This window comes from Virgibacillus dokdonensis, from assembly GCF_900166595.1.
Lineage (GTDB): Bacteria > Bacillota > Bacilli > Bacillales > Amphibacillaceae > Virgibacillus > Virgibacillus dokdonensis.
The window spans coordinates 3,495,655-3,519,986 of record NZ_LT745763.1 but is presented as its reverse complement, the minus strand read 5'-3'; the positions used below and the strand labels follow the sequence as shown (position 1 = coordinate 3,519,986).

Here is a 24,332-nt window from a genome sequence, read left to right as displayed (position 1 = left end):
CGCTCCTCCCCGTTCGGAAAACGCTCCCGTCCGTCGGAGAAGCGCTCCTCCTCGTGCGTAAACCGCTCCTGCCGTCGGAAAAGCGCTCCTCCTCGTGCGTAAACCGCTCCTACCATCGGAAAAGCGCTCCTCCTCGTGCGTAAATCGCTCCTGCCCGTCGGAAAAACGCTCCTCCACGTGCGTAAACCGCTCCTGCCCGTCGAAAAGCGCTCCTCCTCATGCGTAACTCGCTTCTGCCCGTCGGAAAAGCGCTCCTCCTCGTGCGTAAATCGCTCCTGCCCGTCGGAAAAGCGCTCGTAAACGTAGAAAACTCGCTCGCCTCGTGGAAGAGGAAACGGAACCGCAGCTCTGGCAAGCTTGCTCGGATGTGACATTTAAATAAAAAAAGAGTACTAAACATCATCCGCTGCTTAATACCCTTCTGCGTACCCATTATTTCCGACAATACCGTAAAAAACAAGCTTTGTAATGTCTTCTGTTATGGGTAAAATTTGTTGAAACACTTCTTTACGTTGAAAAGCTTCTTGAAAGATTTGTAAATAAACAAACAATGCTTCGTTCGATATGTTTTGGTCGATATAGCCTTGTCGTTTCCCTTCTTCAAAAAAATCCATCATCATGGGCACTGCTTTTTTACTGTATACATCTTGAATATAACTATCTTTTCTAGAATATATCTCCATAATTTTTTGGTAAAAGTTATCATTTATCTGTTTTGCTGTTTGGCTTTTATTAAAAATAACCGCCTTTATTTTTTGTGGGAATGTATCATTGCTCTTTATTAACTGCTCAAAATTTGCTAACTCACGATCTATATAATAGTTGATGACTTCATCTATTAGAATGTCTTTGCTGACAAAATAGTTATAAATGGTAACTTGAGAAACATCTGCTTTACTGGCAATTTCTTTTATCGATACTTTTTGTACCCCGTATTCCATAAACAGATGAAGCGCTGCTTGTAAAATATCCGCTTTTTTCATTTCACGCCTTCTTTGAAACCCATCCATGTAGTTCACCTCAACACTAGTGTAATAAAAAAATGAAACAAAATAATAAAAATATTTCATATCTTATTGTGAATGTATTATAAATTGTATAATATGAAATATATAAGTAAATTTATTTCATATTATACACTAACATGAACATAAGATGAATTGCTTTGTATAAGGAAAAAGTTCAAAGAGATAACAGTAACAAAAATATGATATAGGAACCCACCATAATTTGTAGTTAGTGTAACCTATGGTAAGTGTTAATTCTGTAGGAAACCCTCATGGATTGCATGAGGATAATCACCATATACTATGAAAAGTATATGCAGGAAGATTTTTATATAAAGAATGGAGTCCGTTCACTATAAAAGCGTGGTGGCAACCTGAATTTTCCCATTAACGAACCACGATCTGGATAAGGAGAAAAATTGCTATTACAAAACGTTCTCCACTATGGAAGTATGACTACAAATTGGTTGCGTACCGTGTACTTGCTTTATAAACCTGAAGGGAATGATAAATGATGACAGTTTTACAAACAAAAAGTTTAACCAAACGTTTTGGAAAGTTCACTGCCTTAAATCAAGTCAATATAGACGTGAATGAAGGGGAGGTATATGGATTTATTGGACCTAATGGAGCAGGAAAATCGACTGCAATTCGTGTTTTGTTAGGGATTTTGAAAGCAACGAGTGGGGAAGCACGCATTTTTGGAATGGATGCTTGGAAAGATGCGGTGGCAATTCATAAACGGACGGCTTACGTGCCAGGAGATGTGCATCTTTGGCCAAATTTATCTGGCGGTGAAGTCATTGATTTATTTATTCAATTACGTGGTGGTGTTAAGAATAACCGTAAAGAAGAACTTATCCAACGTTTTGATTTAGATCCTAGCAAAAAATGTCGCACCTATTCAAAAGGGAATAGGCAAAAAGTTGCGTTAATAGCTGCTTTTTCCTCAGAAGCCGACTTATACATATTGGATGAGCCAACATCTGGACTCGATCCATTAATGGAGCAGGTTTTTCAATCTTGTGTGATGGAAGCAAAAGCAGCAGGAAAAAGCGTCTTATTATCTAGCCATATATTATCAGAAGTGGAAAAACTTTGTGATCACGTTGGAATTATTAGACAAGGGGAAATCATTGAATCAGGCTCTCTTCGTGAAATGCGACATTTAACGCGTACAAACTTACTAGTGGAAACGAAACAGCCGATTCTTGATTTGGAAAAACAAATTGGCGTCCATGAAATAGAAAAAGAAGGCGTTGAAGTAACATTCCAAGTTGATACAGAAAATTTAGATCAAATTATTCGGTATGTGAGCACGTTTGGAATTACAAAACTAGAAAGCGCTCCGCCAACTTTGGAAGATTTATTCATGCGGCATTATGAAGGAAAATGAGAGGAGGGATTGTATGAGTCACTTACTGTGGAAACAAACGGGGCGCTTATCACGCTTTCTTTTTAGGCAAAATCGTATTAGAATGCCTATTTGGATTCTTTCTATCGTTATGTTAACGTTAACGATTGCTGTATCGTTCACGGATTTATATGATAATAAGGCAGAAAGACAAGCAATTGCTGAAACGATGCATAATCCAGCGATGACGGCGATGGTAGGGAAAGGATACGGATTAGATGACTATACATTTGGGGCGATGATGGCTCATCAAATGCTATTATTTACAGCGATTATCGTTGCTGTTATGAGTATCTTGTTAGTAACCCGCCATACCCGTGCAGAAGAAGAGGATGGACGGATGGAGCTTATCCGATCACTTCCCACAGGGCGTTTAGCCAACTTGGTTGCCGTGCAAAACTTTGCCTTAGTAATAAATCTACTATTAGCTTTGATAGTAGGTATAGGGTTGTTTTCGCTTCGAATAGAGAGTATCGATTTGCAAGGTTCCTTATTATATGGAGCCTCACTCGGGGCAATTGGCTATTTTTTCGCTGCAATTACCGCTGTTTTTGCGCAGTTGTCTGAGAGCTCTAGAGGTGCAAATGGATTTGCTTTTTTACTTTTAGGTATGGCGTATATCGTTCGAGCAATTGGAGACGTCAGTAATGAGGCGTTATCTTGGTTCTCGCCATTAGGCTGGATTTTAGGTGGAGAAGTTTTCGTCTCCAATTATTGGTGGCCAGTGCTGATTACCATTATGGCTTCGTTCTTCTTATGGTTACTCGCTCTTTATTTACATCATATTAGAGACATGGGTGCTGGCTTTCTACCTGCAATAGGTGGGAGAAGGCAGGCATCGAAATGGTTGACTACACCTATTGGATTGTTTGTTCGTATTCAACGCACAACAATGATTGCCTGGGCAATCGCTTTATTTGCTATAGGTGTGTCTTACGGTTCAGTACTTGGAGACTTAGACTCGTTTTTTGCTGATGTAGATATGATGCAACAAATGTTAAATCCGGTGGAAGGATATACGTTAATGGAGCAATTCATTGCTATGCTGATGAGCATTATGGCAATGATCAGCACGATCCCCGTATTGCTTGCTATGTTGAAAATCATTAGTGAAGAAAAAAAGAACCGTACGGAACATTTCCTTAGCCGTGCTGTTTCTCGTCCGCGTTTAATCGGTAGTTCCCTAGCAATTGCGTTTATCGTAGCGTTTATTATGATCTCTCTTGCCGCAGTTGGCTTATGGAGTGCAGGGGCTGCAGTTGTAGAAGACGGATTAGACTTTATAGTTGTGTATAAAGCTGCTATCGTCTATTTACCTGCTATATGGGTCATGCTTGGAATTACAGTGACGTTAATTGGAATATCAGTGAAGTTTTCAAGTTTTGTTTGGGGTTATTTGTTGTATTCGTTCATTGTTGTTTATTTAGGAAATCTCCTACAATTCCCTGAGTGGATGATGAAGCTATCTCCATTCGGACATATTCCTCAACTACCTATTGAAGATATGGATTGGGGAGTGACCGTAAGTTTAACCTTGATAGCGGTTGTTTTTATGTTCATCGGTTTTATTGGCTACCGAAAGCGTGATCTAGAAGGGTAATTTTATAAGGCGGCTTTCATTTTAATGCTTAATATTTGTGCGCGATTTCATGACAAAGCTGTCCATATAGCTTGAAGTAAGCATTCATATGCATCCAAATAAAAACTATATTGCCTATAACGTAACGTCATATGCTACTGTATATGTATATAATACAATGAGCATTTGGTATAATTAACATAATGCCATGAAAGTTGTTCGGCTTTTTCATGGATAATGAAGTTGAGTGCTTATGGAAGCTGGAGGTAGCATTACATATGGAACATCATAAACGTCGTTTTACATCTTTTATCACTTTAATTCGTTCTACCAATATCCCAAAAGCCTCCCTTATTATGGGGCTTGTAGGAAGTATAATTACAACAATCGTTGGTTTAAGTATACCGTTGTTAACGAGAGAGCTAGTAGATGGTTTTTCTGTAGCTACCTTAAGTTGGACGCTCGTTGTTGTCATCGGGATTGTATTTATTTTGCAGGCCATTATTGATGGTGTTTCCACCTATCTATTAGCTGCAGTAGGGCAAAAAATTGTTGCCAGGCTTCGTGAACGCATGTGGTTAAAGCTTATTAAATTACCAGTGAGCTACTTTGATCGAACGAAAAGTGGGGAATCCGTTAGTCGTGTAGTCAATGACACTGGGATTGTGAAAGATCTTATTTCCCAACACTTTCCACAGTTTATCAGCGGGATTATTTCGATTATCGGCGCGGTTGCTATTTTATTAATTATGGATTGGAAAATGACGCTCATTATGCTTATCTCTGTACCTGTGACAATTATTTTTATGATACCTCTTGGGAGAAAAATGGCGTCCATTTCTCGAAGCCTGCAGGACGAAACAGCAAATTTTTCTGGAGATATTCAGCAAACATTAAGTGAAATACGACTGATGAAAGCTTCTACTGCAGAGCCATATGAGGCGAAAAAAGGTGTCCAAGGGATTGGCAAGCTACTTACACTTGGCTTGAAAGAGTCAAAAATTTTAGCTTTGATTGGGCCATTGATGTATTTTATCATTATGGCAGTAGTTGTCCTCATTATTGGTTATGGAGGAATTCGTGTAGCTAATGGAACCATGTCAACGGGTTCGTTAGTTGCCTTCCTACTTTATTTATTTCAAATCGTGATGCCGATTACGTCGTTTGCTATGTTCTTTACCCAATTGCAAAAAGCACAAGGGGCTACAGAGAGAATTATTTCGATTTTGGATTTACCTGAAGAAGTCGATCGAGAAGGCTTTGTTAAGGAAAAGGTGAGTGAACCGATTCATGTGCAACATGTTTCGTTTGCGTATGAAGGGAACGATACGGTGCTTGAAGATGTATCGTTTACTGCAAAACCAGGGGAAATGGTTGCTTTTGCTGGTCCTAGTGGTGGTGGAAAAACAACTTTATTTGGTTTGTTAGAAAGGTTCTACCTTCCTACGTCAGGCGATATTTTGATTGGGGATCATTCCATACAAACGATCTCGCTCAAAGATTGGCGAAAGCAAATTGGTTATGTTTCTCAAGAAAGTGCTATGATGGCTGGAACGATTCGTGAAAATTTAACATACGGGCTAGAAGAAGTAGAAGCTATTTCAGATGATCAGCTATGGGCGGTAGCTAAAATGGCGTACGCCGATGAATTTATTGCTGCATTTCCTGACCAATTGGATACGAAAGTAGGAGAAAGAGGTATTAAATTATCTGGCGGGCAACGACAACGTATCAATATTGCTCGCGCTTTTCTAAGAGATCCACAAATATTGATGATGGATGAGGCTACTGCGAGCTTAGATAGTCAATCGGAAAGAATTGTCCAACAGGCGTTAACAAAATTAATGCACGGAAGGACAACGTTTGTTATTGCGCATCGATTAGCGACGATTGTAAACGCAGATAAGATTATTTTTATAGAAAATGGCAAGATTACAGGTATTGGAAAGCATGAAGTGTTATTAGAGCAACATACTTTGTATCGAGAGTTTGCTGAGCAACAATTAACGAATGGCGAAAACAGTAACTAGCTAGTGTGTAAGCTTTTTAAGCTAGCTCACTGATGGTGGGCTAGCTTATTTTTGCACTATAGGAAACTAATAATCAATCATGTGGGCATTACATTTTCCCCCTAGCTATTTGTCTCCTCCAATGATTGCACTTCTATTTTCTTTCCAACAAACGGAAGAAGCGTGGTGGAAAGAGCTATTATCCAAGCAATGAGATTGCGATTATCGATTAAGAACACAGCCATTAAAGCATTTGTAGCAATCGCAAACGTGGTTATTACACGAATAACATGGATTCTTTGCAGAATAGATCCTCCTGATGATATGTTTTATATGATATTGTAGCAAAAGAGCAAGAGAAGTTCGAATTGCAAACAATACGGATTATCTGTAGTGGGAGAATTGTCTATAATAACCAGATTTATTAATAAATAGTGACAATTCTCTTCGTTCATGTCGAAATGTTGAAATAATTTAAGTAATATATTGCATGTTTGTCGAAAACATAGTATGATGTATGTCATCAGCGATATATTGCATATTATATTGTTTAACTATTTTAACATCGGGAGAGAACATAATATATGGATAAAAAACTATCTTTTTCTAGTTATACAGCAATAGGCGTTATGTTGTTTGCCTTGTTTTTTGGAGCAGGTAATTTAATTTTCCCCGCCCAACTTGGTCAACTGGCAGGAGGTAACATTTGGCAAGCAGTAGCTGGATTTCTGATTACAGGAGTTGGACTACCTCTATTAGGTATTTTAGCTATGAGTTTTTCAAATAGTGAAAGTCTACAGGATTTAGCTGGAAGAATTCATCCTGTTTACGGTGTTTTATTTACATCTGTTTTATATTTAACAATTGGGCCTTTTTTTGCAGCACCACGTACAGCTACAGTTGCTTATGATGTTGGTTTTTCATCTTTTACGGCTGAAGAATTCTCACAAATCGGACTATTTATTTTTTCTTTTCTATTTTTTGTTATAACGATGCTATTTTCACTATATCCAGCAAAAATTGTCGATTATGTCGGTAAACTGTTAGCTCCAGGAATTGTTATATTACTACTTGTATTATTGACGTTTGTTTTTGTTAACCCGATGGGGCCAGCTGAAATGCCGCAAGACGGTTATGTGAGTGGAGCGTTTGTTAAAGGGTTTTTAGAAGGTTATAATACGATGGATGCACTGGCATCACTTGTATTTGGGATTATAGTGATTAAAGCTATCCGTTCCTTTGGAGTAACATCAAAAACAGAAATTATGCGCACCACAGCGAAGGCAGGAACTGTTGCAATTGCGTTACTTGCTACTATTTATGTCGGAATTGCATATTTAGGAGCTACGAGTACGAGTGTCTATGGTATTTTTGACACAGGTGGCCCCGTTTTAAGTAGTGCAGCAACACATTATTTTGGAACAGCTGGCATGATTTTACTTGCGATCGTTATTACGTTAGCTTGTTTAACAACGAGTATTGGCTTAACAACTGCGTGTTCGGAATATTTCCATTCTTTATATCCAAAGTTAAGTTACCGGAAGTTCGTATTACTGTTTACGATTGTTACTTTTACCATTGCGAACTTTGGATTAACTAACATTATAAAATATTCGATACCCGTTTTAATGCTGATATACCCACTTGCCATTGTATTAATGATATTAGCGTTTCTATCACCATTGTTTCATCATAAAAGAGCCGTTTATGTTTCCGTCACTTTAGTGACATTTGGCATTAGTTTGGTTGATGGTTTGAAAACATTATGTGAGACGTTAGGCATCGCGTACTTTCCGTGGTTAAAGCCAATTATTTCTTTTTATGAATCGATGTTGCCTCTTTATAATCAAGGGCTTGGCTGGCTATTACCTGCTTTTATCGTATTGATTATATCTGGAACGGTTTTGAGATTAGTAAAGCCTTCTACGGTTCATGCTTCTTAACGTCCATGTTTCGTTATAGAAGGTATATATTTCTGATAGTAAAGCAAAACCACGCCATATGATTTTGCACAAAGCTAAGTTTTCTAAACTTGTACTATATTATGTTTAAAGAGTGTGACTCAGCAATTTTGAGTGGTTTTTCCATTAAGAGCCAATTCGCTATTATTCATATGTGAAAATGATCTGCTTGCAAAAATATGCGAGCAGATCATTTTCGTTTTTATCCTGTAGATAAGATGCTGTAAAATTCCATTTTAAGAATTGGAAGATGGGAGCTAGGTGTAAGTAGTAGAGAACAAAATTTATTTATTTTTCGTAAGCGGCCTTTAGGTCATATTTTTGAGCAATTAAATAAGCGGTGGAAGATAAAAGAAACCTCCCACTAATTAGCAAAGAAAGAAGGCTTTCGTTATGAAAAGCTATGACAAATAGCCGATTTTTCTAACATAGAGGATTGCTGTTGCAAATAGTAAAATGCTATGAGGGGGAGATGCGGTCATATTGAGGAAGGTGAGCCAATGATAATGGACGAATATATGCACCTGAAGGGTTGGCGTGAGCCAAGTTCATGATTTACTACGTGTTGGGTTTACAGTTGACTACGCCTTTGTCAGGTATAGATGAGTTTCTTTTATATCTCCTGTATAAATTTATTGTGATGATTCAATTTCGTCTATCGTTCGTAACCAATTCTCTTTCATTATTGGTGATAATGCTTCTTTGTTACTATTTTTTATTAGTTCAATAATTTTTGCATGCTCTTCGATCGATTTTTCAGTTAAAACAATGGAGTTATGAAAAAATAATCGTCTGACATGCGCTTGCAGATGTGCAATAATTCGCTGGATGTAAGGGTTGTTTGCTATATCAACAATGATTTGATGAAACTCTTCATCGATCTTTAATGCGGCATAGTAATTTTCGGAATGAATGGCTTTTGCAAATCTGTCGTTCGTTGTTTCTAGCAAGTCGAGGACATCTGCCGTTAAATTGTCTACAGCTAATTCAGCAGCTAAAGCTTGCAAAGCAGCTAAAGGCGGTAGCAAATCTTTCATCGATTCTTTTTCCACTTCGGTTACTTGTGTAGCTTTTCCAGGAAACATTTGAACAAATCCTTCTGTTTCCAATAGTTGCAGCGACTCTCTCACTGGTGTTCTGCTAATCCCCAATGCTTGCGCTAATTCTGAATCATTCAGCTTTTCACCAGGCTGTAATGTACCATCAATAATCCATTGCTGTATTTGATTATATGCGCTTTCTTTTGCTGATTGTCGAACAGGTTTCGAATGATTTACAGGTATAGGCATCTCTTTTCCCCCTTTACCGAATAAATATATTGTATAATCAATAGTATACATTAAAATAAGAAGTCATGGAAATATACAATATATTTGTGTTCTTTTCCCTTTTTGAAAAACTTTACTTGTCGAAAGTCGTATGGCGGAAAAACGCTGTCGTTTTTCTTATACAATAAAGGAGGCTTTATTTTATGGATGCTTACGAACAGTCTGTACAACGTGAACTCGCGCAGTGGCGAAAGAAGATGTATCAAAATCCTAATCTGTTTCATCAAGTATCTAAAAAAGCGCAAACGAAAATAAATAGTTGGATTCCTGCTAAGGTGCAACGTTTTATTACAGAAAGCATTAAAAATATGGTGAAAACTATGCTAGTAGGATCGCAACTTACGACTAAAAAAGCGCTTATTCCAGAAAAAAGTTTATACAAGCAGGATGCGCTCGTAAAAGAAAAATTAGAAAGCTATCGCAAAACAGCTACGATTGAGGGGGCTGGAACAGGAGCAGGAGGTATATTTCTTGGTTTGGCAGACTTTCCACTCTTATTGTCTATTAAGGTGAAGTTTTTATTTGAAACTGCGGCTATTTATGGTTTTGATACAAAAGAATACGAAGAACGGTTATTTATGTTACATGTTTTCCAGCTTGCCTTTTCTCGCGATGAAATGCGAAAACAAACGATGTATACGATTGAAAATTGGGAGCAGGAAAAACATAAGCTAGTTGAAATGGATTGGGAAGTGTTTCAACAAGAATATCGCGATTATATCGACTTGGTAAAATTACTGCAAATGGTGCCAGGGTTTGGTGCGATAGTCGGTGCATATGCTAACTACAATTTATTGGACCAACTAGGAGACACGGCGATGAATGCATATCGCTTACGTCTACTGTCACTTCCGGGTGGTGGGTCTTTCATTTCTAAACAAGAATAAAGGAAATAGCAGTTGGTATTTGGCTATATAGACAGATTCTTTTCAAACATGTAAAATAAATGATATTTTGATGCTATCGATAGTAGAATTAGACAGAAGGCGTCGTTTTTTTCCATAAAGAGTTGGTGCTAAACCAAGTTTTTCTAACACGATAGGAAATAAAAGTTTACAGGATTATCGTATAAGAAAATGACAGCTTTCGCCATATGACATGGCGACAAGTAAAGTTTTCTAACCAAAGTAGAAGGGGTTTTACGTGTGAAACAAATACAAGCGAAGAAACAAATGTCACCTTCCTATGATCCTTGGGAAGCATATTTAGATGTGGAACAGCATGGAAAGATGACATTATCAAACATTGAATTTACTACAACAACGCTTTGTAATATGCGCTGTGCCCATTGCGCTGTTGGCTACACATTGCAAGCGAAAGACCCAGAAGCATTGCCAATGGAATTATTGCAGCAAAGGCTTGATGAAATTCCCCATTTGCGAACATTAAGCATAACGGGTGGCGAACCAATGATGTCCAAAAAATCGGTGCGCGAACATGTTGTGCCACTATTGCGCTATGCTCATCGTCGTGGTGTGAAAACGCAAATAAATTCGAATCTGACGTTACCATATAGTAGATATGAAGCTATTATTCCGTATTTAGACGTTTTACATATTTCTCATAACTGGGGCACTGCCGATGAGTTTGCGGAAACAGGATTTGCAAAAATGGAGCGAAAACCTTCGTTAGAAAACCGGAAAAAATATTTTTCTAGAATGGTAGAAAATGCACAACGATTATCCGAGGAAGGTGTCATGGTATCAGCCGAAACGATGTTAAATCGTCGTACGTATCCATATTTGGAGAGCATACACGATCATGTTCTGGAGATGGGTTGTGCAAGACATGAAATTCATCCGATGTATCCCGTTGATTTTGCAAGCAACTTAGAAACGTTGACTTTGGATGAAATTCGTACTGGAATAGAACGATTACTTAATCATCGAAACCAAGAAGTTTGGATGTTATTTGGCACATTGCCGTTTTATCCATGTAGCTCGTCACAGGCTGATTTAGAACTGCAAAAACGTATATTTAAAGCGAAAAATGTTTCGGTAAGAAATGATCCAGATGGTCGTTCTCGCTTAAATGTGAATATATTTTCCGGGGACATCATTGTAACGGATTTTGGTGATGAACCGAAGCTCGGAAATGTACAAACGACTCGTTTACCGGAGGCTTATGAGCGCTGGATGGCAACCGAAACGGCTACATCTCTTAACTGCCATTGTCCTGCTGTAAAATGTCTTGGCCCCAACGTATTGGTAAAGAACACGTATTACAAAGACGTTGATTTTCAACAGCGGCAAGCAATGATTAAGCGATAAGAAAATTGTATAGGTAGTTTTGAACTACATGATAGGATAAGGAAATAGGTCGATCTTTCGCTAAAAAGAGTAGGCGATAACGAAACATTTGGATGACATAAATGACATATACTGGAGGGGGATTGGATGGAAGTATGGGATCTTTATGATCGGAACCGAAACAAACTGAAGGAGATACATACGAGAGGGAAGCCAATACCTAAAGGGAAATATCATTTAGTTGTTCATGTTTGGATACAAAATGATCAAGGAGAATTGTTGCTTTCCAAACGGCATCCAGGCAAGTCATATGGAGGTTATTGGGAATGTACAGGTGGCTCTGTGATCGCTGGAGAAAATAGTTTGCAAGGTGCATGTAGGGAAGTAGCTGAAGAATTAGGTTTGCCTTTGCAAATGGAAACTGCGCAGTTACTTCAGCATGAGGTTAGAGAAAATTATCATCTTGACACGTGGTTGTTTTTTTCGAATATTGCCATCGAAGAACTTACCCTGCAACCGGAAGAAGTTATAGATGCGAAATGGGTGACGAAACAAACCTATCAACAAATGAGGGAACGAGGACAAATTGTTCCAACCATCCACGATTTTTACGCCTTAGTACCCTCCAAAAAACCTAGATATTGCTAAAACATTTAACAATATTTTGGTGTTGGGTATATACCATTAAAATGTAGACCCTGCTTCATTCGCGGAGTGTTGTTTTTTATTTTACTTCTCGGACTTTACTAAACAAAAATTATAAAAAAATGACGTACTTGACTACAGTAATCGTGGTAACTTTGGCATCATTTATTTTTTTCGCTTTAACATATCTTTTTAGTGAAGACGAATGGGGAATTATGGGTAATTATTTCCTTGCGATTGTCATTGTAGTAGGCGCTTTGATTGGAACATTCCTTCCATTTATCCATTCAAAGTATAGATGAAATACAGATTAATGGAAGCAAAAAAAGCACGGTACTTATGCCGTGCTTTTTATGTTATAGGAAAGGGGGACAGAAAGTGGAATAATTGATCACTCCTTTATTGTGCTTGTAAGAAAGATGCAAAGCGTAGCTATACATATCAGCAGTTAAACCCCACAAATCCATAGGAATGATAGAACCCCTGCTACGGTTGCCCTTTATTGGCATATTTCTCTTTTTTACTGCAACGATATTTTCACTTAACCTGTATGTCTAATTTCCTGTAATAGCTTATATACATAGTAGCAAGGAAAACATTATGTTGTGGAGGTAAGGTTGCTTTATGTTATGGGATATTTTGCAAGCATATGAAAAAATCATTCATAGCAGTATATCGATTATCGTGTTACTAACTTTTTTCTTCTTACGCAAACGAGCTACTCGTTATTTATTTGCATTGTTATTGAAGATTAGTAATCATACATTGAACGGCATTTTTGTTCAGTTGCGCGCTTCTTTTGAAAGGCCTATACAAGGGCTTATTCTCATTATGGGCATATATATCGCTGTGATCTTATTTCCATATGTTCATCATACAAACACTTTTTTTCTGCAAGTGATTCGTTCTGCCATTATTTTTATATTTGGCTGGGGATTATTTCATCTATCTTCTTCCTCCTCCTTGCTCTTTGCAAAGTTGAATGAAAAATTTCAATTTAATATCGACTCCATTTTAATCCCTTTTTTATCAAAGGCAGTGAGGTTAATTATTGTGGCTATCTGTTTTAGCATTATTGCCCAGGAATTTGGTTATGATATCAATGGATTTGTCGCAGGTCTGGGTATTGGTGGGTTAGCTTTCGCACTGGCTGCTAAAGATGCGCTTGCTAATTTCTTTGGTGGGATCATCATCATTACGGAAAAACCATTTACGATTGACGATTGGATTTTAACTCCAAGTGTAGAAGGGACGGTAGAAGATATTTCTTTTCGTAGTACAAAAATACGTACATTTGCTCAAGCACTCGTTACCGTCCCCAATGCAACGCTAGCCAATGAATCCATCACAAATTGGAGCAAAATGGAAAAGCGACAAATTACGTTTAATTTACGGGTGACTTATGATACACCAAGAGATAGAATGGAAAATGTGATTGCGCAAATTAGAAAAAAACTGTTAGCAAACGAAGCGATTCATAAAGAAACCATTTTTGTTCATTTTGATCAATATCAGGAAAATGGTTTAGATATATTCTTATACTTTTTCACGAATACGACGGATTGGGGAGCGTATTTGCAAGTTAGAGAAGAAGTGAATCTAATGATTTTAGATATTTTGGAAAAAGAACAAGTGACCATCGCGTTGCCTACACGAAAATTATTTGTCACAAATGAAGCGGATAACTTTTTGACGCATGTAAGGGAAGGGGAGGAAGGTTAGGGCGTAGTATAAAAGCTTTGAGGCACAACAACAAAGTGAGGTAAGTGCCTCTTAAAATCATTATATTGATTCGACTAACTTAAGTCATATTCATAGGAGAATGGAAAACTTCATCGGAATGCAGTTGTGATACGAGAACAACTACAAGCATGAGACCATTTTGGCTAAAAATGCTGAATATGGATATGGGTTCTAATGGTTGTGTTGCAGCAATTTGAATGCAGATAGAAAGAATTGTACGACTTACACTTTCATAATGGCAAATGTGAATGGGTAAGCTTAAGTGGGAGATAACAGCAAGTCAAGATCTTTTAGCCTATTCGTTTAGGTGTGAGATCACTTTATCCTTGCACAAAAGTAATAGCTACTTCTTCTATAGGTGCTTGTTGATATGCTGGAATCAATCCTTGCTTTAAAATGGACGTTTTTGTTACCTGCTTATACGGGTAAGTGAATGCTGTTGCTGATGAAAATGGCAGTTGTGATAGTTGAATTGTCTGTTTATCTTGCCACGTCGCTTCTAGTAGTTGGTTTGTAAAACCTTTCAATTTAGCCGATAAGGGAATACCTTTTTTAAAGAAAGGGTGCGTGTTTTCTCCTGGTTCATTGAGGCAAATAAATAAAGAAAGATTATCACAAAGCTGCAATAAACCAAGATGGATAGCTAATACTTCTTTATCAAACTGTTTCAGGATATTTATTATTCGTTGTTGTCTGCTTCTTTCTTGATTAACAAATTGTTTACTATAGTAGAAGTATCTTTTTCAAGAAAACGCGTATAGTGTAAGCTGCATAACAAACCTGCATACAAATCTGCAGAAGCGACTTTTTCGATTCCAGCAGTATATAACACGGTCTTAGCTGGTGTTGGAAAATCTGTGAAATTGTGAGGTGCTTGCGATTGGTCATTCCAAAATGGTTCTTCATCAAACGGTCTCCATCCAACATCATGTTGTTGGATGGCATAAATGGCAGAATCGTGGTATGGAGATTGCGGTAAATATGCTTTGTTCCAATGTCTAATCATACTTTCAGATATGCGAGCATGTTGATCTTGCTCTATGAAGATAAAGCTATTTTGTTGCTTGCGAATAATCAATAAAACATCCTCCTTTTTAATTGGAAGTAAGAAATGAATGCTTTTATTATATATTCCTCATTTTACACGAAAGAAAACGAACATAATGAAAGCGTGACTATCGTATCATGAATTGCCATAGCTCGTAATGGGGAACTAACATTTACTATGAAAAGTTCTTGCAAGCGGTTTTTTGCCAGAAAGTATAAATTTTTTAAGTTTATAGTATAAGAAAAACGACCACTTCCTTTACAAGGTTTGGCGGTTAGCCAAGTAACATACAAATAATTACAGCTTTTATGTTTCATGATAGATTTGGGATTAACTCTAGTTCTTCTAATGATTTTGTGTTTATAACAGAATTGGTATAATAATCGTTTTTCAAGTTCTTCAATTATTTTTTTAATTTGTTATGGTGATTTTAGAAGGAGCTTTTTGAACCCAAAGCTATTCCCAATTGGATGTGCTTTTAGGAAGTGCATGTCAATTCTACACGAATAAGATTGACAAGAAAACATTTTGCCTATACAATTACTTACTATAAATAACTTTATTTTAAAAAGTAACTAAAAGGGGTGCAGTAATGGAGACGAAGTTTTTTGATCATTCGGTGGCTCATGTAAACGAAGTTTCGATTTACGTGACAAATTTAAAGCATTCACTTGCATATTATCAATATTTGTTCGGTTTTTCTTTATTAGAGAAATCTCAACACCAAGCTGTACTGTCAGCAAATGGTGCTACTCCGATATTAACTTTGGAACAGCCAGAATCTGTTTTATCGAAACAACAGGGGAGAACAGGGCTGTATCATTTTGCTATATTGCTTCCAAATAGAAGTGATTTGGCATCATTCTTACAGTTTTGTTTAGAGGAACAAATTCCTTTTGGGGCCTCAGACCATCACGTTAGTGAAGCGATTTATTTAACGGACCCAGATGGAAATGGAATAGAAGTGTATCGTGATCGCCCATCAAGTAGGTGGAAGTGGGATGATGATCAAGTAATGATGACAACGCATCAGTTAGATACAGCTGGATTGTTGGCGGAACCATCTGGTAAATGGAGAGGTGCACCGAAGGAAAGTCTGATAGGACATATACACTTACATGTAAACAATTTGGAACAAGCGAAAGCGTTTTATGTAAAAATATTAGGTTTTACGGAAGTAGCCCATTATCCAGGAGCATTATTTTTATCGACTGGTGACTATCATCACCATATTGCTATTAATGTTTGGAATGGAGAAAAAGCCCTTCCACCAGAAAAATATAGTGCTGGTCTAAAGTATTTTTCTATTGCATTTCCGAAAACGCAAGCAATAGATATAATTCATGATCAGTTAAAGAAAAGGGGATGGCATGCTATTCGAGCAAAGGATGGGGATGGTTTATACGTAGACGACCCGTCTGGAAATGAAATTTATCTATCCTGAATATAAGTTGCTGTAGAGAATAGGTGTTGGAGAGGATTAAATTAAATTTAAACAATCAGTGAGGGACAAGCGACTAGTAATTAGAGATTTATTGTAGAACAAGCAAAGCAATCTTTGCTTGTTTTTTAGGTGCTATTAGAAAGTATGGAATTTCTATGGTTTATAGTATAAGCAAAACAATGGCGTTTTATCGCCAAGTCTTTCTAATAACGTTTTTGCTACATATACGTTAAAATGTGTAGTGGTTATTAAAATGTGGAGAATAAGAGTATAAACGGTAATGTAATTATTTTATAAGCTGTGAAATGCTACATATAGTACATCAATACGTTACATTGTACAGCTACTTAGATCAAAAGATGGTTGTGAAATTGATCACTACCCCTTAACAGAAAGACATACTAATTGACAGAAAAGGAAGATCACATTTATGGCGTATGTTCTATTGATTGTTGGATTTGTTTTATTAATAAAAGGTGCTGATTTTTTTGTAGATGGTTCGTCAAATATTGCCAGACTACTAAGAGTTCCACCAATATTAATTGGTTTAACTATTGTTGCATTTGGTACAAGCTCTCCAGAGGCAACGGTAAGTATTATTGCTTCATTACAAGGGACAGCAGACGTATCGATGGGGAATGTTATTGGGAGCAACATTTTTAATATAACACTTGTGGTTGGAATCGCAGCGGTATTGTTTCCAATTAAAGTAGAGAATGAAACAATTCGAAAAGAAATTCCTTTTACTTTGCTTGCAAGTGTTGCTTTATTAATATTAATTAATGATAAAGTATTGCAAGGCCTGAATCTAAATACAATATCTCGAAGTGACGGGCTTATATTTCTATTGTTTTTATCTGTATTCATGTTCTATGTCATTGAAGTAGCGTTAAAGAGTCGTGAAAATGGAAGTGAAGTTAATGCTGTTCAAGACGTTAAATGGGGAAAAAACATTACAATTACCATTCTTGGGCTTTTAGGCATTGTCCTCGGTGGTCAGATGGTTGTGGAAAATGGAAAGGACATTGCTTACTCATGGGGAATGAGTGAAGCTCTTGTCGGTTTAACCATCATAGCGATTGGAACCTCCCTACCAGAACTAGTAACCTCCATTACAGCGGCTTTAAAAAAGGAAAGTGAAATAGCTTTAGGAAATATTGTTGGAAGCAATATTTTTAACATTTTATTCGTTCTTGGAACTTCTGCAGTTATTTCTCCTTTAGAAGTCAGCGGGAAAATTACTATCGACATTTTGATAATGATTGCTATCACCGTGCTACTACTTATTTTTTCTCGCACAAACTTTCGCATCGATAAACGTGAAGGCCTTGTATTAGTTATAGGCTATATCGTTTATACGGTGTATATCATAGTAAGAAATTAAACAAAGGCAGGAAGCGTTTCTAAGTCGCTCGTCAATCCAAGAAAATCTCTCCCTCCATGCAAAAATTCGCCCGCCCATCGCGTGAAGTGATAGCGGGCGCACGCTTGCGAAAAATTTTGCCTTTGGAATGGAAAAAGGAGAGAGGTATATCAAGAAAGTTGCGCCCAGACATTAGCGGTACGAGCGTGGATTCAGCAAGTCACGCGCAGAAGTGAGCAAGAAACACCCGCTTTTACATTTATCGTCGGCTATTCAAATAAACGTAAGTGTAAAAAAGCTTATAAATGTTGGTACCACTGTGCTGCGGATTCTACTTCTTGTAATGTTAATTGGTGACCTTGATTTTCCCAATGCAAATGGACATTTGCGCCAGCATCCTTTAATATTTTTGTTAAGTCTTTTGATTCTTGTGGTGGACAAATAGGGTCATTTATTCCTGCAGCGATAAACACATGTTTATGAGCTAAATTTGGTAAAGCTATACCCCGACGTGGTACCATAGGATGATGGAGTATTGCACCACGAAGTGCATGTTGATAATGAAAAAGTAAGTTTGCTGCGATATTTGCGCCGTTGGAGTATCCGATAGCAATGATGTTATCTCTATGAAAGGTATATGTTTCCGCCGCTTCATCTAAAAAGGTATTTAATTCCTTGGTTCGAAAAATAAGGTCTTCTTCATCGAAAATTCCTTCGGCTAAACGCTTGAAAAAGCGAGGCATGCCATTTTCAAGAATATTTCCCCTTACACTTAATACATTTGCCCCTTCATCTATTCTTTCAGCTAATGGAAGCAGATCCTGTTCTGTACCACCAGTACCGTGCAACAATAATAATGTAGGTTTTGTAGGATCGTTTCCTTCTTGAAAAATATGTTTCATCTTTAATCTCTCCTTATAAACGCTTTCCAGCTTTTTTTAATACGTCGATAACAACTTTTTTTTGTTCATCACTTACATCCATAAAGAGTTCTTCAATGACTTGCTGATGCTTTGGAAAAATTTCATCCATCAGTTGCTTTCCTTTATCTGTAATATCAATATAAACGACACGTCTATCTTCTTGGGAATGTTTTCTTTGGAGCAATCCTTTTTCCTCCAATTTATCAATAACATACGTAATGGAGCCAGTTTTAATCAGTACACTTTCAGATATTTCCCGAACGGTTTGTTTTCCTTTATGATAAAGCGTTTCAAGAATAGTGAATTCAGAAGTCTTCATGCCATAATTCTTCATATCTTCCATAACATAGTCTTGTAACGCTTTTGACGCTTTAATTAATACGACAAAAGCTTTTAGCGATAGATTTTCTTTCATAGTTGTTCATTCTCCTTATCTTACGAAATATATTAATTCATATATTCTTAATTAAATATAAAAGATTTGCCAACACGTGTCAAAGCATATCGATTATCGTTGTATGGTTCAGAAGACGTGCTAAATTCCTGATTAGAAATTTTAAACAGGTAAAGCGAGATGAAACATAATCGATGAAGGCTAAATGTTAAAATGATATTTAATTTTATGTCAATTTTTGTTGTGGAGCAAGTGAAAACATAAACGAAGAGAATTTTTTGACTAATACGATTCGTACAATATAATCAAAGCTTGTTGTGTAAATTTAGTTTATGTAAGAGAGATATTGCTTATTCAAGCAATATCTCCGTCCAGTGTTCCATAGCCAATTAACGTTTTTTCTTTGCTTCTAATTCATTTTTTCTCGCGACAAGTTCTTGAAATTCTTGCTCCAATTCGTCTGAAGGCTCTATGCTTAATTTTCCTAGTATCTCGGTCATTTTTGTTTCAATAACCATTCGTTCCTGCTCGCTTGCGTCTTCTTTTTGTTGTGAGGATGCTTGCTTATACGCTTCATAAGTGCCTGCGAAAATCTTTATGGTCTGATCTTCGAAAGCGAAGATTGTAGTTGCGACGGTCTGAATGAATCTTCGGTCATGGGAGACGAATATGACAGTGCCTTGATATTCTGTTAACAGCGATTCTAAAGCTTCCACAGCTTCAATATCAAGAAAATTAGTCGGTTCGTCAAGAATAATGGTGTTAATATTGCTTACAAATAATTTAGCAAAAGCAACCTTGACTCGTTCACCTCCACTAAGGACAGCTACTTGTTTATGGACATCATCGCGATAAAAATGAAGCCTTCCTAATACTGTACGGATTAAAGTCTCGTTTTGATGGGAGGTCTCACGTACATTTTGTAAAATAGATTTGTTCGTATCAAGTACATCTAAATTTTGACTAAAGTAACCGATTTTCATAGCTGGAGAATGGTGGACTTGCTCTGTTGGTAGGAGTAACTTTTTTATCAGTGTTGTTTTCCCACTTCCGTTAGCTCCAATGATCGCTACCTTATCGCCACCTTTTATTTGGAAGCTAACTTTATTCCATAATAAACGTTGATGTACTTCTCCTGTTACATCTTCAACTCGTAAAAGATTTCTCCCTAAGATTGTTTTTTCATTTGGCAACTCCATTTTAAGAGGGGGAACTTCCCGAGCTTTTTCTACTTTTTCTAGTTTTTCAATGCGTGTTTCTATTGCTTTAGCGTTTTTGCGTAATTTTTTTTGTTTATTGGCGAAATAAGGCTTTGCTCCTGTAATTTTCGCTTCTGAGTTGCTCGTTTGCTTTGGTTTTTTTGTTGCCCGCTGTGCCTTTTTTTCTTTTAAAGCGAGTGCTTCTTCTAGTTGTGATTTCTTTTTTATATAGGTATCATACGCTTGTTCTTGCTGTTGTATTTGTACTTCTTTTTGTTGTTGATAATCAGAATAGTTGCCTTTGTATGTTGTAAGAATGCCATCTTCTAGCTCCCAAATGTTCGTACATATGGCATCTAAAAATTCCCGATCATGAGAAACGATAATGAAGGCACCGGGCCAGTTTTGTAAGTTGGCTTCTAACGCTTCCATATGGGAGGTGTCTAAATTTGCTGTTGGCTCATCAGCAAGTAAAATGTCTGCTTTTCTTGCTAGTGCTTTGCTTATATATGCTTGCGTTATTTCACCGCCACTTTTTGTTTCTTTCGTTTCTTTTAATTGTGGTACTAAATCAATCGAACCGTACAGAGAAAGATGGCTCGTTTCAGCCGTCATTGTTTCTGCAAGTATTTTTAATAGCGTTGTCTTTCCACAACCGTTTTTACCAACTAAACCAATTCGATCTCCTCGATGCACACGTAATGCTTCTATGGATAGTAATTTACGATCTTTAATATAGTATGAAATCTTTTTTGCATCCAATAGTAAATGCATAGGATCGCCTCCTGTGTAGATAGGTTCATGTAAACCGAATAATTAGCGGAAACAGGAGGTTTTTTTGCACGATAGGAAAGTAGAGATGTTAGGGATTGTAGCATAAGCGAAATGATGGCGTTCTATCGTCATAAAGACTTATCGCTAGCCATGCTTTTCTAACATGCTATAAGGTTTCCACCGATCGAAAATGGTAGTTTCTAGTCTTGTTTATAGAATAAACCTACTTTCATAGCACAAAAAAAGCCTCCTGAACTTTTCAGAACAGAAGACGAATGTAAAGACAGTGATAAATAAACACAAGCCTGTATATGTAAGCTGGTAATATCTACATATAAAAAGCAATGTGAAAAATTTTATGCCAATTACAAAGCGTATCATCCTATTCTGAAAGGCTTGAAATGCATACAAATTGAACAGACTTCTGTTGAAAATGCTGCATGTTGAACAATTTTTCAGTAAATAGGATTAATACTTCATGTAATTGGGTCACCCTTTCCGTAATTTGTTAATTCCATTATATAGAATTTTTGCTATTTTGTCTAACTGAAATGGAAAGTTTATTCACTTTATTTATGTTATCTTAAACGCAGCAAGCCATCACTTTTCATAAAAGTACTGATGTAATAGTACTTATGCAAAGTATAAAGATTTTAGAGTTCATAGTTTAAGCAAAACGACGGCGTTCCTCCGTCTTAAGAATTGGGGATAAACCAATTTTTTCTAAGAACAATAGCACAAGAAAACGGTAGCCTTCTTAAATTATATGATCCAGTATGCTGTAAACGACGGCACCAATAATGCATAATCCAATAGATGTAGCGCTAAGCAGGTATTGCAGGCTTCCCTTTATATGCTTCCATTCTATATAGGTGCGAAAAGCGAAAAGGATAGCCATACTTATAAAGATAAATACTCTAAATTCGTGATAATCGATGATGGTTATTGTAATGATGATCAGAATTAAAAAGTTAAGCGTTTTTTCACCGTATCGATGAATATTATTTACGTATTTCTCTTTTGATTCATCATCATCGTTTGCGTTCATGTTCAAGCTCCTAATTAGTCGTTTTTGGATAATAATATGAAGAATAAGTAAAGAAAACATAATGATGTAAATCATTTTTAGACACCCTTTTCCGGTTAATATCTATAAGTTGGCGTTAGTGATTTTCATTCAAGATATAAGTTGCTGTAAGACTTTTACTTCAAAATTGGAAGATGGGAGTTGGAGAAAAAGGGGTAAAAGAGTCCCTTCCTACTGGTTGAAGATTTCCTTTATACAGCAGCTAATTTCCATATATATGTAAATTAATTATAAGATAGAATGGGAAAGGATGGCAATAGGAAAAAGTGCATGCGTTTAAATGAATTTAAACGTTTTTGATTGAATTTGAATGAAATGTAGTATATGATAACAATGAATCCAAGCTTGGAGTGATAAACTTGTTAACGACAGATCGATACGCTAAAATAATGCAATTATTAGGGGAAAAGCAATCCATTAAAATACAAGATGCTATGGAAGTAACGAAAGCTTCTGAATCAACTATTCGTAGGGATTTAACAGATTTGGAATCACAAGGCAAATTAGTGCGAATTCATGGAGGGGCTACCTTACCTGAGCGTAAATTACAAGAATGTAGCGTAAAAGAAAAATCCACCAAAAACCTTCAAGAAAAAAACAAAATCGCGCAAGTTGCAGCATATCTTGTTCATGAAGGTGATTGCTTATTTATTGACGCTGGAACAACAACATTGCAAATGATTCCATTTCTTAGAGAAAAAGATGTTGTCGTTGTAACAAATGGTCTTTCCCATGTCGAAGCTTTAATACAAAACGGTATCGTTACCTACCTTACGGGTGGATATATGAAAGAAAAAACAGGAGCGTTAGTAGGTGTACAAGCCGTTCAATCCATTCATCATTATCGTTTTGACAAATGCTTTTTAGGTGCTAACGGTTTTCACGTGAAGTTGGGCTATACGACACCTGACCCAGAAGAAGCAATGGTGAAAAAAACGGCCGCGAACCATGCCTTACAAACTTATGTACTAGCAGACCATTCCAAAAAAAGTAAAGTAAGTTTTGCAAAAGTACTTGATTTGCAGGAGGCTACTTTAATAACGGAAGAACTGCCTCAAGATGAAATGGAACATTTTACAAATGAAACAACAGTAAAGGTGGCAGAGTAATGATATACACATGCACCATGACTCCGTCCGTGGATTACACAACATATCTTGCATCATTTCAAGTAGGAGGGTTAAATCGAGCAAATGCAGTGAATTACTATCCTGGAGGAAAAGGGATTAATGTATCAAGAGTGTTACAGCAGTTTAATATCCCGTCCACAGCGCTTGGGTTTGTTGGTGGATTTACAGGAAAGTTTATTACACAAAAGTTGCAAGAAGAAGGCATTAAGACAGACTTTATTCAAACGAAGGAAACGACTAGAATAAATGTCAAAGTAAAGGCGGAGGAAGCGACAGAATTAAATGGACCAACGCCATTCATTTCTGAAAAACAGCAGCGTGAACTATTAAAAAAGATAAGTCAGTTTAATAAACATGATTGGCTTATCTTAGCGGGAAGCATACCAAGTACGATATCATCTGCATTTTTAGAAGAAATTGCTAAAACATGCAAACAATTAGGAGTTCGTCTTATAGTAGATACGTCTGGACAACCTTTGCGACAATTAATGACAACGACACCATATTTCGTAAAGCCAAATGAGCACGAATTAGGTGATTTATTTAACAAAAAGATAACCAGCGTAGATGAAGCTATCTATTTTGGCAAACAACTGGTGGAAAATGGGATACAGCACGTCATCGTATCTTTAGGTGCAAAAGGTGCAATTTATTTGACCGATGACTGTATCGCTGTAGCAGATCCTGTGCAAGGTGAAGTAATTAATACAGTTGGTGCAGGTGACTCTATGGTAGCGGCTTTTATCGAGCAAATGACAGCAGAAGCAAGTAAGGTCGATGCTTTCCGTTATGCAGTAGCAGCTGGGAGTGCGACAGCTTTTAGTAATGATTTATGTGACCGACAGCTAGTAGAGAAGTTAGCTCAAGATGTTTCCGTTCATATATATACAGACAGGAAGTGAAAGTATGAAAATCACCGAGTTATTAACAGAAGGGATAATTTCATTTGAAACCGGGAAGTGATTGATGAGTTAATTCATCAGTTGGTTCAAGTAGGGTATTTAACGGACAAAGACGTCTTTCGTGAACCAATCT

18 protein-coding genes and 1 pseudogene are annotated in these 24,332 nt (G+C 37.0%); 12 read left to right on the top strand and 7 right to left on the bottom strand.

The window, feature by feature from the left end; all coding sequences use genetic code 11:
* Nucleotides 1–410: 410 nt before the first annotated feature.
* Nucleotides 411–983 (bottom strand): TetR/AcrR family transcriptional regulator, encoded by a 573-nt coding sequence (locus B2C77_RS17965; protein WP_254843997.1) that lies wholly within the window; start codon nt 981–983, stop codon nt 411–413.
* Nucleotides 984–1,521: 538 nt separating this feature from the next.
* Here B2C77_RS17965 and B2C77_RS17960 point away from each other — a divergent pair.
* The 4 genes from B2C77_RS17960 to brnQ all read left to right on the top strand — a co-directional run bounded on the left by B2C77_RS17960 (nt 1,522) and on the right by brnQ (nt 7,952).
* On the top strand, nt 1,522–2,403 hold the full coding sequence (locus B2C77_RS17960; protein ID WP_077706965.1) for an ABC transporter ATP-binding protein: 882 nt from the start codon (nt 1,522–1,524) through the stop codon (nt 2,401–2,403).
* Nucleotides 2,404–2,416: 13 nt separating this feature from the next.
* Complete coding sequence (locus B2C77_RS17955; RefSeq protein WP_077706291.1) at nt 2,417–4,021, top strand: ABC transporter permease; 1,605 nt, start codon at nt 2,417–2,419, stop codon at nt 4,019–4,021.
* Between the two features lie 257 nt (nt 4,022–4,278).
* Entirely contained in the window at nt 4,279–6,030 is a 1,752-nt protein-coding gene (locus B2C77_RS17950; RefSeq protein WP_077706290.1) for an ABC transporter ATP-binding protein, read from the top strand.
* Between the two features lie 563 nt (nt 6,031–6,593).
* A complete protein-coding gene (gene brnQ, locus B2C77_RS17945; RefSeq protein WP_077706289.1) occupies nt 6,594–7,952 on the top strand; it encodes a branched-chain amino acid transport system II carrier protein in 1,359 nt (452 codons plus the stop codon).
* A 650-nt stretch (nt 7,953–8,602) separates the two neighbouring features.
* Here the strand turns inward: brnQ and B2C77_RS17940 are convergent.
* Complete coding sequence (locus tag B2C77_RS17940; RefSeq protein ID WP_077706288.1) at nt 8,603–9,259, bottom strand: GntR family transcriptional regulator; 657 nt, start codon at nt 9,257–9,259, stop codon at nt 8,603–8,605.
* Between the two features lie 182 nt (nt 9,260–9,441).
* Between B2C77_RS17940 and B2C77_RS17935 the strand changes: the two genes are divergently transcribed.
* From B2C77_RS17935 to B2C77_RS17920, 4 genes are all read left to right on the top strand, one after another.
* Nucleotides 9,442–10,185: an EcsC family protein gene (locus tag B2C77_RS17935; protein ID WP_077706287.1), complete on the top strand. Its 744-nt coding sequence runs from the start codon at nt 9,442–9,444 to the stop codon at nt 10,183–10,185.
* A 285-nt stretch (nt 10,186–10,470) separates the two neighbouring features.
* Nucleotides 10,471–11,568 carry a radical SAM/CxCxxxxC motif protein YfkAB gene (yfkAB, locus tag B2C77_RS17930; RefSeq protein WP_077706964.1) on the top strand — a complete coding sequence of 366 codons (1,098 nt, stop codon included), beginning with the start codon at nt 10,471–10,473 and terminating at the stop codon, nt 11,566–11,568.
* 126 nt (nt 11,569–11,694) lie between these two features.
* Nucleotides 11,695–12,195 carry an NUDIX hydrolase gene (locus B2C77_RS17925; protein ID WP_077706286.1) on the top strand — a complete coding sequence of 167 codons (501 nt, stop codon included), beginning with the start codon at nt 11,695–11,697 and terminating at the stop codon, nt 12,193–12,195.
* A 621-nt stretch (nt 12,196–12,816) separates the two neighbouring features.
* Nucleotides 12,817–13,914 carry a mechanosensitive ion channel family protein gene (locus B2C77_RS17920; RefSeq protein WP_077706285.1) on the top strand — a complete coding sequence of 366 codons (1,098 nt, stop codon included), beginning with the start codon at nt 12,817–12,819 and terminating at the stop codon, nt 13,912–13,914.
* Nucleotides 13,915–14,255: 341 nt separating this feature from the next.
* Here B2C77_RS17920 and B2C77_RS22175 read toward each other — a convergent pair.
* A pseudogene (locus tag B2C77_RS22175) lies at nt 14,256–15,013 on the bottom strand (DUF3891 family protein).
* 562 nt (nt 15,014–15,575) lie between these two features.
* Here B2C77_RS22175 and B2C77_RS17905 point away from each other — a divergent pair.
* Both B2C77_RS17905 and B2C77_RS17900 read left to right on the top strand, forming a co-directional pair.
* On the top strand, nt 15,576–16,427 hold the full coding sequence (locus tag B2C77_RS17905; RefSeq protein ID WP_077706282.1) for a VOC family protein: 852 nt from the start codon (nt 15,576–15,578) through the stop codon (nt 16,425–16,427).
* 430 nt (nt 16,428–16,857) lie between these two features.
* Complete coding sequence (locus tag B2C77_RS17900) at nt 16,858–17,811, top strand: calcium/sodium antiporter (RefSeq protein WP_077706281.1); 954 nt, start codon at nt 16,858–16,860, stop codon at nt 17,809–17,811.
* Between the two features lie 278 nt (nt 17,812–18,089).
* Here the strand turns inward: B2C77_RS17900 and B2C77_RS17895 are convergent, their stop codons facing one another.
* The 4 genes from B2C77_RS17895 to B2C77_RS17880 form a co-directional block, all read right to left on the bottom strand.
* A complete protein-coding gene (locus B2C77_RS17895; RefSeq protein ID WP_077706280.1) occupies nt 18,090–18,692 on the bottom strand; it encodes an alpha/beta hydrolase in 603 nt (200 codons plus the stop codon).
* 13 nt (nt 18,693–18,705) lie between these two features.
* Entirely contained in the window at nt 18,706–19,128 is a 423-nt protein-coding gene (locus tag B2C77_RS17890; protein WP_073009747.1) for a MarR family winged helix-turn-helix transcriptional regulator, read from the bottom strand.
* Nucleotides 19,129–19,496: 368 nt separating this feature from the next.
* Nucleotides 19,497–21,080, bottom strand: a complete 1,584-nt coding sequence (locus B2C77_RS17885) for a Vga family ABC-F type ribosomal protection protein (protein ID WP_077706279.1) — start codon at nt 21,078–21,080, stop codon at nt 19,497–19,499.
* Nucleotides 21,081–21,837: 757 nt separating this feature from the next.
* A complete protein-coding gene (locus B2C77_RS17880; protein ID WP_296360656.1) occupies nt 21,838–22,188 on the bottom strand; it encodes a DUF4181 domain-containing protein in 351 nt (116 codons plus the stop codon).
* Nucleotides 22,189–22,526: 338 nt separating this feature from the next.
* Here B2C77_RS17880 and B2C77_RS17875 point away from each other — a divergent pair, with 338 nt between their 5' ends.
* Both B2C77_RS17875 and pfkB read left to right on the top strand, forming a co-directional pair.
* Nucleotides 22,527–23,276, top strand: a complete 750-nt coding sequence (locus B2C77_RS17875; RefSeq protein ID WP_077706277.1) for a DeoR/GlpR family DNA-binding transcription regulator — start codon at nt 22,527–22,529, stop codon at nt 23,274–23,276.
* The gene (gene pfkB, locus B2C77_RS17870; RefSeq protein WP_077706276.1) at nt 23,276–24,199 is read left to right on the top strand and encodes a 1-phosphofructokinase; all 924 of its coding nucleotides are present in this window, start codon (nt 23,276–23,278) and stop codon (nt 24,197–24,199) included. Before B2C77_RS17875 ends, pfkB begins: the two co-directional genes overlap by 1 nt.
* The last annotated feature ends 133 nt before the right edge of the window (nt 24,200–24,332 follow it).

Excerpts from the sequence above, each read along its gene's own strand:
- B2C77_RS17965 (WP_254843997.1), bottom strand. The coding sequence starts at position 983 with ATGAAAAAAGCGGATATTTTACAAGCAGCGCTTCATCTGTTTATGGAA.
- B2C77_RS17960 (WP_077706965.1), top strand. The coding sequence starts at position 1,522 with ATGACAGTTTTACAAACAAAAAGTTTAACCAAACGTTTTGGAAAGTTC.
- B2C77_RS17955 (WP_077706291.1), top strand. The coding sequence starts at position 2,417 with ATGAGTCACTTACTGTGGAAACAAACGGGGCGCTTATCACGCTTTCTT.
- B2C77_RS17950 (WP_077706290.1), top strand. The coding sequence starts at position 4,279 with ATGGAACATCATAAACGTCGTTTTACATCTTTTATCACTTTAATTCGT.
- brnQ (WP_077706289.1), top strand. The coding sequence starts at position 6,594 with ATGGATAAAAAACTATCTTTTTCTAGTTATACAGCAATAGGCGTTATG.
- B2C77_RS17940 (WP_077706288.1), bottom strand. The coding sequence starts at position 9,259 with ATGCCTATACCTGTAAATCATTCGAAACCTGTTCGACAATCAGCAAAA.
- B2C77_RS17935 (WP_077706287.1), top strand. The coding sequence starts at position 9,442 with ATGGATGCTTACGAACAGTCTGTACAACGTGAACTCGCGCAGTGGCGA.
- yfkAB (WP_077706964.1), top strand. The coding sequence starts at position 10,471 with ATGTCACCTTCCTATGATCCTTGGGAAGCATATTTAGATGTGGAACAG.
- B2C77_RS17925 (WP_077706286.1), top strand. The coding sequence starts at position 11,695 with ATGGAAGTATGGGATCTTTATGATCGGAACCGAAACAAACTGAAGGAG.
- B2C77_RS17920 (WP_077706285.1), top strand. The coding sequence starts at position 12,817 with ATGTTATGGGATATTTTGCAAGCATATGAAAAAATCATTCATAGCAGT.
- B2C77_RS17905 (WP_077706282.1), top strand. The coding sequence starts at position 15,576 with ATGGAGACGAAGTTTTTTGATCATTCGGTGGCTCATGTAAACGAAGTT.
- B2C77_RS17900 (WP_077706281.1), top strand. The coding sequence starts at position 16,858 with ATGGCGTATGTTCTATTGATTGTTGGATTTGTTTTATTAATAAAAGGT.
- B2C77_RS17895 (WP_077706280.1), bottom strand. The coding sequence starts at position 18,692 with ATGAAACATATTTTTCAAGAAGGAAACGATCCTACAAAACCTACATTA.
- B2C77_RS17890 (WP_073009747.1), bottom strand. The coding sequence starts at position 19,128 with ATGAAAGAAAATCTATCGCTAAAAGCTTTTGTCGTATTAATTAAAGCG.
- B2C77_RS17885 (WP_077706279.1), bottom strand. The coding sequence starts at position 21,080 with ATGCATTTACTATTGGATGCAAAAAAGATTTCATACTATATTAAAGAT.
- B2C77_RS17880 (WP_296360656.1), bottom strand. The coding sequence starts at position 22,188 with ATGTTTTCTTTACTTATTCTTCATATTATTATCCAAAAACGACTAATT.
- pfkB (WP_077706276.1), top strand. The coding sequence starts at position 23,276 with ATGATATACACATGCACCATGACTCCGTCCGTGGATTACACAACATAT.